The 11,198-nt window shown below is 32.8% G+C and carries 12 protein-coding genes and 1 pseudogene; 8 read left to right on the forward strand and 5 right to left on the reverse strand.

Annotated elements, in window-relative coordinates; all coding sequences use genetic code 11:
• The first annotated feature begins 371 nt into the window (after positions 1 to 371).
• From cypC to AAFN87_RS15815, 3 genes are all read left to right on the forward strand, one after another.
• Complete coding sequence (cypC, locus tag AAFN87_RS15805; RefSeq protein WP_347792029.1) at positions 372 to 1,634, forward strand: CYP152 family fatty-acid peroxygenase CypC; 1,263 nt, start codon at positions 372 to 374, stop codon at positions 1,632 to 1,634.
• A 452-nt stretch (positions 1,635 to 2,086) separates the two neighbouring features.
• Positions 2,087 to 2,797: a purine-nucleoside phosphorylase gene (deoD, locus tag AAFN87_RS15810; RefSeq protein WP_347792030.1), complete on the forward strand. Its 711-nt coding sequence runs from the start codon at positions 2,087 to 2,089 to the stop codon at positions 2,795 to 2,797.
• A gap of 377 nt (positions 2,798 to 3,174) precedes the next feature.
• Positions 3,175 to 4,077: an alpha/beta fold hydrolase gene (locus AAFN87_RS15815; protein ID WP_347792031.1), complete on the forward strand. Its 903-nt coding sequence runs from the start codon at positions 3,175 to 3,177 to the stop codon at positions 4,075 to 4,077.
• A gap of 189 nt (positions 4,078 to 4,266) precedes the next feature.
• On the opposite strand, the gene AAFN87_RS15820 is transcribed toward AAFN87_RS15815, so the two are convergent.
• Entirely contained in the window at positions 4,267 to 4,833 is a 567-nt protein-coding gene (locus AAFN87_RS15820; protein ID WP_347792032.1) for a DUF2269 family protein, read from the reverse strand.
• Positions 4,834 to 5,182: 349 nt separating this feature from the next.
• Between AAFN87_RS15820 and AAFN87_RS15825 the strand changes: the two genes are divergently transcribed.
• Complete coding sequence (locus AAFN87_RS15825; RefSeq protein ID WP_347792033.1) at positions 5,183 to 6,409, forward strand: dicarboxylate/amino acid:cation symporter; 1,227 nt, start codon at positions 5,183 to 5,185, stop codon at positions 6,407 to 6,409.
• Positions 6,410 to 6,448: 39 nt separating this feature from the next.
• Complete coding sequence (locus AAFN87_RS15830) at positions 6,449 to 6,874, forward strand: OsmC family protein (RefSeq protein WP_347792034.1); 426 nt, start codon at positions 6,449 to 6,451, stop codon at positions 6,872 to 6,874.
• Between the two features lie 190 nt (positions 6,875 to 7,064).
• On the opposite strand, the gene AAFN87_RS15835 is transcribed toward AAFN87_RS15830, so the two are convergent.
• Entirely contained in the window at positions 7,065 to 7,631 is a 567-nt protein-coding gene (locus AAFN87_RS15835) for a DJ-1/PfpI family protein (RefSeq protein WP_347792035.1), read from the reverse strand.
• A 71-nt stretch (positions 7,632 to 7,702) separates the two neighbouring features.
• Positions 7,703 to 7,927, reverse strand: a complete 225-nt coding sequence (locus AAFN87_RS15840; protein ID WP_347792036.1) for a hypothetical protein — start codon at positions 7,925 to 7,927, stop codon at positions 7,703 to 7,705.
• Between the two features lie 622 nt (positions 7,928 to 8,549).
• On the opposite strand from AAFN87_RS15840, the pseudogene AAFN87_RS15845 reads away from it, so the two are divergent.
• Positions 8,550 to 8,747, forward strand: a pseudogene (locus AAFN87_RS15845) (IS3 family transposase); the annotation flags it as partial.
• Positions 8,748 to 8,826: 79 nt separating this feature from the next.
• On the opposite strand, the gene AAFN87_RS15850 reads toward AAFN87_RS15845, so the two are convergent.
• Positions 8,827 to 9,270, reverse strand: a complete 444-nt coding sequence (locus AAFN87_RS15850) for a YfmQ family protein (protein ID WP_347792037.1) — start codon at positions 9,268 to 9,270, stop codon at positions 8,827 to 8,829.
• Positions 9,271 to 9,527: 257 nt separating this feature from the next.
• On the opposite strand from AAFN87_RS15850, the gene AAFN87_RS15855 reads away from it, so the two are divergent.
• Together AAFN87_RS15855 and AAFN87_RS15860 are read left to right on the forward strand one after the other, a co-directional pair.
• The gene (locus AAFN87_RS15855) at positions 9,528 to 9,854 is read left to right on the forward strand and encodes a PadR family transcriptional regulator (protein ID WP_347792038.1); all 327 of its coding nucleotides are present in this window, start codon (positions 9,528 to 9,530) and stop codon (positions 9,852 to 9,854) included.
• A complete protein-coding gene (locus AAFN87_RS15860) occupies positions 9,851 to 10,504 on the forward strand; it encodes a permease prefix domain 1-containing protein (protein WP_347792039.1) in 654 nt (217 codons plus the stop codon). Before AAFN87_RS15855 ends, AAFN87_RS15860 begins: the two co-directional genes overlap by 4 nt.
• 392 nt (positions 10,505 to 10,896) lie before the next feature.
• Here AAFN87_RS15860 and AAFN87_RS15865 read toward each other — a convergent pair.
• Positions 10,897 to 11,198, reverse strand: a 302-nt coding sequence (locus AAFN87_RS15865) for a transposase (protein ID WP_347792040.1), incomplete at its 5' end; no start/stop codon positions are given.

An 11,198-nucleotide genomic window follows, 5' to 3' on the forward strand; every position in this document is an offset into this window, starting at 1 on the left:
GATATTAAATAAATGAGGTTGGGACAAAACCCTTATCTGTCCACTTGGAAAGGGTATTATCGCCAAACCATAGTAAAGGAAAATTCCGATATTAATTGAAAACAAAAAGTATTTTAATACGACACTTGTGATAAATTATGTCTTCAAAAAGGTAGGCAGATTCATTCTATTCATAAATCAATGAAGCCCCACTTCAATAATGAAGTGGGGCTTTCTGTTTATCTTTTCATAAATAATATAACTAAAAAGAGCTATGGTAATACAGCCGCAAAAAGATAGGAAATATCAACTACAGAATTTTATGAGATACGGCATAAACTGAATTCCATTTAGAAATAATAGAAGGTAGACTAAGTAAAGAGGTGACAATAATGGAAAATCAAATGCCACGTGAAGAAGGTATTGATCATAGCATTAGCCTTTTAAAAGAAGGATATAAGTTTATTGTAAATAGACAGAGAAAATTACATGCGAATGTTTTTGAGACGCGGATTTTAGGGAAAAAAGCAATTTGTATGATTGGAGAAGAAGCGGCTAAACTTTTCTATGATACAGATAAATTTCAACGTAATGGTGCTGCGCCAAACCGCGTTGTCCAAACGCTTTTTGGTGAAAATAGTGTCCAAACATTAGATGGGGCTGCTCATCGTCATCGGAAAGAAATGCTAATGTCCGTCATGACAAAAGAGGAAGTTGCCCGCATAGTAGACATCGTTAAACTAAAATGGGAGCAAGCCATTGATCAATGGAGTCAAAAGGATCAAATCGTATTTTACAATGAAATGAAGGAACTACTATGTAAAGTGGCATTTCAGTGGATTGGCAATCCGCTACATGAACAAGATACAAAAAAATTAACGGAAGAATTAGCCGCAATGTTTGAAACACCCACTATTTTTGGGATTTCACATTGGATCGGGAGAAGTCATCGAAATCAAGTGGAAAAAAATATGAAACAGCTTATTCGAGATATACGTGACGAAAAAATCAAGTTTCAAAAAAATTCGGTGCTACACCAATTTGCATTTTATAAAGATTCAGATGGCAACTTATTAGATGAAGATACGATAGCTGTTGAGATTATTAATTTACTTCGTCCGATTGTAGCCATTGCAGTTTATGCGAACTTTACACTACTCGCTTTGCACCAATTTCCGAAAGAAAAAGAAAAATTGAAGAATTATCCTGATTACCCACAAATGTTCGTACAAGAAGTAAGACGCTTTTATCCGTTCTTCCCATTTGTTATGGCGACTGTAAAAAAAGATTTCACATGGAATGCCTATGAATTTAAAGAAGGGACGATGACTTTACTCGATATATATGGGACGAATCATGATCCAGTGTTGTGGGAAAAACCTGATGCATTTTATCCTGAACGCTTTGCGAGCTGGAAAGGTAGTCCGTTTAGCTTTATTCCACAAGGTGGAGGCGACTATTTCTTAGGACATCGCTGCGCGGGTGAACAAATGACGATTGAAATAATGAAGGTAAGTTTGGATTACTTAGTCAATAAAATGCAATATGACATACCTGAACAAGATTTAAGTTTTGACTTAAACGATATTCCAAGCATACCGAAAAGCAAAATTATTTTGGAAAATGTGAGAAGAGTAACGGAGAGTATACAGTAAAGTAAATAATGTTTGGAGAGCTTAAACTATTTTAGTGAAGTTTAGGCTCTTTTTATAGTTTTCTTTTGGAGTGGAATTACGAGTGTATATTTTGTAAACATAAGCATAATTATTTACGATACTCATCATAAAATAAGCATCTACTTCATTAATAACTTTGATCATTACTCAAAAAAAGTTTTTGTTCTAGAGAAGTAAAAACATTTATAATAGAGTCGGCAATTTCATCAATATTTTTTTAAAAGAATGACGACCATTTAAGTATAGCGCTAGGCTGAAGCAGACCGAGAACCTGAACTGAGTGTAGAGAGAGAATTGGTTCGATGCTTGCCGTCCACCTGTAGCGTAACTATGCGAATTATCGTATTTATTACATTTTTTATGTTCTTATCTATTAATGATAAAATGAATTGTGAAATTGATTCAATGAATTAGAAATGGAGAGATATTAAATGACAACAGCGCACAATACTGCAAAAGTTGGAGAAATTGCGAAAACAGTTTTAATGCCAGGAGATCCTCTGCGTGCAAAATATATTGCAGAAACATATTTAGAAAATATAACTCAGTTTAATACAGTACGTAACATGTTTGGATATACAGGGACTTATAAGGGAAAACAAATATCCGTGATGGGTTCTGGAATGGGAATGCCAAGTATAGGGATTTATTCATACGAATTATTTAAATTTTATGATGTAGAAAATATTATACGTGTTGGTAGTGCAGGAGCGTATACTGATAAACTGAACATTCATGATGTTGTTCTAGTCGATAGTGCCTGGAGTGAATCAACTTATGCAAAGGTTCAAGCAGGTGTAGAAGCCGATATTCAGTATCCAAGTGAGTTATTAAATGAAAAAATTGAAGAGGCTGCTAATCGTATTAATATGCCTATAGTTAAGGGAAGAATTCATTCGAGTGATGTATTTTATCACGAAAGTCACGTTCCAAATCATGTTGATTTTTATAATGAGCATAATTGTTTATGTGTAGAAATGGAAAGCTTTGCATTGTTTCATAATGCAAAAATATTAGAAAAAAATGCTGCGTGTATACTAACTATTTCAGATTCTTTAATAACTCATGAACAAATCAGTGCTGAAGCAAGACAAACATCATTCGATAAAATGATGCAAATTGCATTAGAGGCTTGTTTATAAAGTATAGTAACCAAAAATACAAATAGAAGCATTTTATGATGTTTGGCTAATGGTATAAAATAACTAATAAGAAGTTGTCATTAGGAATTCTATAAATTTTAAAGCTAAATGATTGTAGGCTATAGCATTTTTTTAGGTGATAGAGCCTTAGCAAGGAAGAAAATTAGTTCATAATATGTAACAGAAAAATATACTCCAAATCTTTATTATATAAGGGTTTGGGGCTTTTTTTATTGTCTAAGTGCTTTTTTATGAACCATTAATTAACCAACTTGAGTAGGATAATTTTTGTTGGATATTTATGTTAATGTTGCTTTAACTGTGAAGAAATGTACTACAACTAAAGCAAGAGTTTTGTTGAAAAAGTATTTCAAGGGGTGGGTAATATTAAAGAATTCCTAACAATAAATCATAACAAACTTGAGATTCTACAAAAGGGGAGGAATGGTATACCAATTATTATCCTTACAGGGATGGGATGCTCATTTGATGAGTGGCACAATGTGATAGAGATATTATGTAAATTTAATCGTGTAATAACTTTTCATAGACCTGGGCTAGGCGAGAGTGAAATTCGAAATGAAGTCCGCAATACACAGGCGGTCGTAAATGACATAAATGAGTTAATTAGTCTACTTGGGATTGTTGAACCTGTATTGTTAGTTGGTCATTCATATGGGGGTTTATGTGCCCAACATTTTGTGAAAATGCATCCTGAAAAGGTAGCAGGGTTAGTATTAGTAGATTCAACCTCTGTAGATTTGAAAATTTTAGATGAATTGGATACACCAGTTTTAAATGAAGGAACAACCGATGAAATTTGGATGGAAAAGTGTAAATCCTATTCTCAAATGAACGAGGAACAATTAAGAGAAATTATTAATCCTACTCTTTCTATAAAGCAAAAACAACTCCCATATGATGTACAACAACGTTTATTAAGTTTCCAAACTAAACCTTGCTTGTACGAATCAATGCATTCTGAAATTAGCTGCTGGAAGAAAGACGCTGATTTAATAAAAAACTTAGGAGAGTTTCCTGATGTACCATTAGTTGTAATTGGTAGAGATAAAGAATATGCAATTAGGTTAGGAACTGAGGAGGGGTTACCCGAGTCGGAGTTAAGGCTATATGAAGAAAAGTGGCAAGTGCTAATTATGAGCCAAGTTAATCTTTCACAAAATAGTAAATTGATAATAGCGCAAGAAGCAAGTCATTCTATACATCTCGATAGACCAGATATTATTATTGAGGCAATAACTTGGATGTTTAAAGAATAATTCCTATAAACCTTCTTGATATTATTTAAATCTCCAACATTTCGATCATGCATATCGAACCTAGCGTATCCTACTCTAACTTGTGCAACATCATAAAACTAACAATGAAAATAAACCTGTAAAATAGCGTTCACTTATAATTCCAAGTATTAAAAATAAAAATCACAAGCTTTTGCTTGTGATTTGTTGTTATAAAGAGTGTGACATCTTATTTTTTTCGCTTCCAATACTTAAAGCAATCTTAGAGAAAATAATGCCTAAAACAAAGCAAACAACCATTGTAACAAGGGATTCTATAAGTGGTGGTTTAATTGTCATAAGATAAATAATTCCTAATACTTCCATTGTCATTATAGAAATAGAATTCCATAGAACTTGGTCCCGCACTTTCGCTAACAAATGTGTTGAAGGTGTTTCTCCTGATTCATCAATTACAGCTTTAAGAATGCCTTTAAAACGGCGTAAATTAATAATAGGTCCTGCAAGTGACATCAATATTAATGCTACTAGTGAAACGTTCACCCAAGCGATATTCCATCCCCATGTAGAAAAGACAAGGTATAAACCCGGTAGTAGGATAAGAATTACGCTGAACGGGAGAAATTCATCCATTTTAACCGTTAAAGAAGCCCAAATTTTCAGCGTCTTATTGTCTTTTGAATGAAGCATACCGAACATGCCTATTAAGGTAGCACCAACTGCTGCGAACATAAATAATACGCCTAATATGTGTAAAAATAAAATCAATTGATACATAGTTTTTTCCTCCTAGTAAATTTTACCTTGTATAGTTTATCAAATTTCGGGTAATATTGGGATAATTTTTTACCTTTCGAAATAATATATGCTATCAATAAAATAAATCGCGGAACATCGATTATTTTATTGATAGCAAAAGGGGATAATATAAAATATTGAGGTTTTTTCTATTTATGCTATAAAACTGCTCATTTAATAGAGGATTTTTTGCTGTATTTTATAGCTGCTTGTCAGTATTATCTGACTACTGAAAATTACATTGACAGTTTTAACGTATTTGATTATGATAAGTTTTCAAGTAAACCTAGTAGTCTTATATGAATTGTGTTATTGGAGGATTTTTTTAATGAAATTATCAACAAAAATTACTGTCAGTTTAATACTTGGGATCTTTTTTGGTTTCGTTTTAAATGCATTTTTCCCAAGTATTACACCTGAACTTGATAAATATGTGCTATCACCTATTGGAAAGATCTTCTTAAGAGCAATTCAATTTGTAGTTGTTCCGATAGTCTTTACATCATTAATTATCGGATTTTCAAGTATTAAAAGTGCAGATAAAGTTGGTCAACTTACGTGGAGGATTATGGTTTTATACATAGTGACAACTTTTGTTTCTCTTCTGATTGGGATTACAACGGCTGCCCTATTAAAACCTGGAACAGCTGTTGGCAATGTCGGTGATTTAACTGCACAGGAAGTTACTAACAGTCAAAGTATTCTTGATTGGCTTATTTCCATTGTGCCAACAAACCCATTTGAAGCCTTTGCAACAGGTAACTTATTACAAATTATTTTTACAGCAATATTAATCATTATTGGTATGCGCCTTGCAGGAGATAAAGCTGCACCATTCTTATCGTTTATCGAAAGCTTCCATCACATAATCGAAAAGATTACATTACTAATCCTAAGACTTTCTCCAATTGGGGTGTTTGCTTTAATTAGCTCAGTTATTGCTACACAAGGCTTTGATATCGTACAAAAGTTAATTTTATATATTATCGGTCTTATTTTAGCAATTGCTGTCATGATTCTTATTTATACAATGATATTAGCTGTATTAAAAATTTCTCCTGCTCGTTATTGGAGAAGCTTCCTTCCAACGTTTGGTATTGCATTTGGGACAGCAAGTTCGAATGCAGCGTTACCTGTAGCGATTGAAAATGCAGTTGGAGCATTTAAGATGAAAAAAGAAATTGCTGGATTTGCTATTCCATTAGGGACTGCATTGAAACGAGACGGTGCTTCAATTTTACAAGGATTTAATGCATTATTCGTCGCACAGCTATTTGACATTCAATTAACTCCAACACTTATTTTCACAATTATGATAAGTACGATGATTGTTTCATTCAGTACAGCAGGAGTTCCCGGTGCAAGTATTATTATGATGTCAACCGTATTAGCGGCAGCAGGTTTACCACTTGAGGGAATTGCATTGGTTGCAGGTGTTGACCGTCTTACTGATGGTTTTAGAACATTATTGAATGTGTTAGGAAATACAGCAAATGCTGCTATATTAGACAAATGGGTTTCTAATAAAAATCGTGCTATTATTACAGAAGAGTAAACTTATTAGATGACTAAGATGAAAGAGGGCGTTAAAAAGATGGAAACAATTTTAAAATGGTCAGGAAACATGGCTTTTTCAGGAACTTCAGCATCAGGACATGAAATTATTATGGATGCTTCAGAAGCAATTGGGGGGCAAAATACAGGAGCAAGACCTATGGAACTTCTTCTATTTGCTACTGCAGGATGTACTGGAATAGATATTATTTCGATTTTGAAAAAAATGCGTTTAGAGCCGACTTCTTTTCAAATGGAAGTGAAAGGTGACCGTGCAGAAGAAGAGCCTAAACGATTTACAAATATTCACATTCACTATTCTTTGGAAGGCTCTTTACCGGAAGAAAAAGTTGCAAGAGCCGTTAAACTATCCAAAGATAAATATTGCTCTGTTGCTCATTCGTTAAATGCAACAATTACAGCAAGTTTTTCGATTAATGGTGTAGAAAGTTCTAGTGAGATATAAATTTTTTTGGAGGCAAATCATACTTTTGATTTGCCTTCTTTTTATATCCCACAGTGAAACTAGGATGGTAGGAAAGCATATTGTTTAATTATTTCTATATAGCCATATTTGCAGCTATAGGGGATTTATTTGGGCATAGTAAAAGGACTTGCAGATTAGAAATTAAATCTTAAACGTTAGTTCTATCCTATTAAACTAAAACATCGTTTGGAATACCTTTTTCAAAATACCAATATTCATCAAATTTCAGGTTTAATGCTTTTCCAAAGCACACGCCAAATCTTATAAAGCCTCTGCCTCTAGCAGTTATTAACTTCCCATCTTGAACAACAAGTTCTTCTGAATAGTTATTTTTCTCAAAGACACCTGAATGATCTCTAACTTCTTCAGTCATTCCAACAGTATATTTTTTCCCTTTTATTATGCCTGCTTTTGCAAGTAGATAAGGTGAACTTGAAATACTTCCAATCACGGATACTTTACTTTCAACTTTCCTTAAAAAGTCTAATAATTTCTTTTCATTTTCTATAGCAAAAATATCCATACATCCTGTTAGTAGAAGACTATCTATTTCATCAATGTTTAATTCATCGATAGTAGTATCAGTTATACAAGTTAGACCAGATTCTCCCTTTATAGGCTGCTTATTTAAACCTACAGTAATTATTGGCTTCTCACCTTGCATCAGAATGGATAGGGCAATACTTAACTCATACTCACTAAATTGAGGATATAATAGAACAGCTGTTTTTTTCACTTATATTAACCTCCAATATCTTTTAATAAATGCTCTTTGTGATATATAGCTAGTACTAAAAATAAAGAAAATTATTGTTTGTCTTTCAATTTAAACCAACCTATTATCCCGCAGCTAGTAAAACAAATTGCACCTAATAAAGAAGATGTATAGGTAGCATATGTTGTCCAATGTCTTTTTCCACTACCAATAGGTCCAATTTTAGGGACTATAAAATCCATATACATCATTGTGAGGGTAAATAGAAGTAATATCGACCCTACGCTAATTAAAATTTTATCTTGAGTTTTTGTCATCTTTATACCTTCTTATTTTTACAATTTACTATAATAATGGATAAAACATTTCCCTGTACAAAGCATAACATAGCAGATTGCGCGGTAATAGAAAAATGGTAAATTTACTAAAAATAAGTATGGTCGTACATCTACAGTAGCAAGTTTATAGGAAAATTTGACGAACTTATTAAGGTGTGAATGAAGCAAGGCAAGATTAAACAGGTAGCTGAAGAGCAGCTTCCGTGTCTTTACTTTAGAGTAATTGACAATCACGCTAAGCCAAATAAAGTTCCTATTGATATGGACCAAGTTATTAGAACGAACGATAGTGTCAGCCAAAAAGTATTTTTACTTGTATTTTCGTCATTCTTAATTTTCTTTAAAATGCTGACTAGATTTAAACAAAAAATGATTGCGGGTATAGGCATAAAGAATATGTTAATATACATAAAAATAACCAAATTACTACCTCCTAATAAATGTTCGGGTTTATAAAATATTGTAATTTAAGGAATTATAACATAGAAATATATTCAATATAGGAAAGGCTATTTTTAGTTAGGAGATTAATAGTATTGGGATACTTTTTGGTTTCCATAGTAATAACAAGCGTTATTATTTTTGGGTTAAAACGTATTCAAATAGGAAAGGGGGGCCTAGCGAATCATTTCACTCCTCGCTAAAGTGTGAAACTTTCTAGCTCGATGAAATCTATCGCACTACGAATTCAAGAGTCATACAAATCGTCGAAGAATACGTTCATTAAAATAACTATAAACGCATCCAAACGAAAATAAACAGCCAGTCGCCGGTACAGTACCGACAACTGGCTGTTTAATAAGGTGTTTTTTTCACTGTCTCAAAAAAGACAGGCAGTGCCATTGTATATGATACCTTTTCTTTTATTACAACTATTGCTAGTTCAATCCATTAGCTGACTTAATAAATTTTTGTAAATAATCAGAGCTAAGACTATAAGAAATAACTTTCTCCTTGTACTGCTTGACTACATCTACGTAATTATCGGAACTATATATAAAGAAATTAACATCTTTTTTGCCTTTTTTTACGTTGATGACAAATGGAATAACATTAGTCTCTGGATGTAGAAATAATTTTTCATTGCCAGGAAATATATAATTTTTTTTAATAAAGATTGCTTCACTAAAATAGTCAGTAAATCTAATTTTATCTTCCTCTTCTAAATTCTTTCCGTTAAATGTTACAGTAACATTTTTTGAATCAAGTTTTTGATGAAGTTCAAATTTATTTAAAAACCATCCTACAGCTGCATTTGGAGGACTCATTAACAATTTAATAATAGTTCCAAACAATAGTGTAATTGCCAAAGTCCATGTCATATCCAATCAACTCTTTCATTTTTATTCTCTAATTACTATTATGCCTAAAGGTACTCATTATAATAGCATTTTATTATATTAACATAAGATTAGTACTTGTCCAAGTCGTGCTATTTTTCGTGCGACACGTTTCTAGTTCCAGTAATAGCTTGGCTGACAAAATCCTGCAAGAAGGGGGTGAATATACTATTTTTTACATTTATACATTGTATTACGATGTACATCGGTATAATATGTAAATAAGGGGGGATTGTGAAATGGAAAAGGAACTATTGAAGGGGAGCATTGAAATTTTATTACTTTCTTTATTAGTTGAGGAAGATTGCTATGGGTATGATATAACGAAGAAACTACGTATATTAAGTGACGATGCTTACCATATGAATGAAGGTACATTGTATCCAGCACTGAAACGATTAGAGAAGAAAGAATGTGTGACGTCTTATTGGCGCGATGAAGTATCGGGAAAAAGACGTAAGTACTATTCTATTACTTCAATAGGTCACGCGGAGTTAAAAAATAAGCTGGCGGATTGGAAGCAAATTACTCAGCTTATTGAAAGAACAGCAGGTGGTCATATATGAAACGCGTTGAACAATACGTAGATGATATCGTTTCAGGTTTGCATATTTCAAAAGACGAGCAGCAAGAGTTAAAAGAGGAGTTCATGACTCATTTAACCGACCATATCGATGAATTGATGATTAAAGGTTATTCTAAAGAAGAGGCAATTTCACAAGCAATGACTTCATTTGGACAACAAGCGAAGATTCATAAAGAAATGAAAAAGGTACTGTTTCCTTTTTACAAATTTATACGTTTTGGCTGGAGCGTCATTATTGTTGCGTCTTTGCTAAATTTGACTTCGCATTTTTTAACGCAAATGTATTTTCCACACTATAATTCTTCGGTAACAATAGACGGTTTTATTTTCTTTTTAATGGTAAGTACCTTCTTCTTAGGCATTGCAGAAGTGTTGTATGATGCAATTTTACAGGAATATCATTTCAAATGGCTAACAAACCCTTGGATTTTCTTTTTAGTACCTGCAATTTTTCTAGAAATCATCATATATATTGATTTTGCCAAAAACGCACATCCGAATGATCTTTGGATATGGCACGATGATTTATTCATCCCGCTATATCTCGTTTATTATGTGGTGAGTAGGCAAATCTTTACGTTGCTGTTTGTGAAACGAGAGAAAAAATCTAGAAGGAAATTCGTAAGTTGAGAGATAATAGGACTAGTCTTATAGAAGATATAGTAAATGTAATAAATGAGGGAACAATGAGATTCTATTGGATAGCTTCCGCAAGTTGATTCAAATGTAAAAAGATCGATTTATTTGTTCTCGATGAATGGCTGTTCACAGATTTAAACTTTTGATTAAAATCATCTCACCTCTTGTATACGGATAATAAAGTTGTTTAATTTACAATAAAGTCGTTTGAAAATAATTAAGATATTTATAAATGTGAGTTATTTTATTCAACAAAACCAGCTAATAGATTGTCAATAAAAATCTTTTAAATTAAAAATCACCTCATGCTATACTAAAAATGCACAACTCAAATAACCCTCCGAATTCAATTTGGAAGGTTTGTGTTTTATTTGAAATTATTGTTATTGAAGAGTTTCTTGGAATGATGTTTTTGTTTTTAACATCGCATAAATCCAGTGTAAGAGCTTATTAGCACAGGCGATAATAGCTACTCTGTAGGGTTTACCTTCTTCGCGTTTCAAATCGTTGAAGGCTCTTAATCTTTTATTTCGTGCAATGGTTTCATCGGTTGTTTTCTTTTTACGGCTATCACGAATAGAGCAGCGAACAGCTGTATAAAGCATACGGCGAAGCCTAGCTGAGCCACGTTTGGTAATATGATTTTTTGTACCTTTAAAGCGTCCTGATTCAAACACACTTGGAT

It is taken from the genome of Solibacillus sp. CAU 1738, from assembly GCF_039888725.1.
Taxonomy (GTDB): domain Bacteria; phylum Bacillota; class Bacilli; order Bacillales_A; family Planococcaceae; genus Metasolibacillus.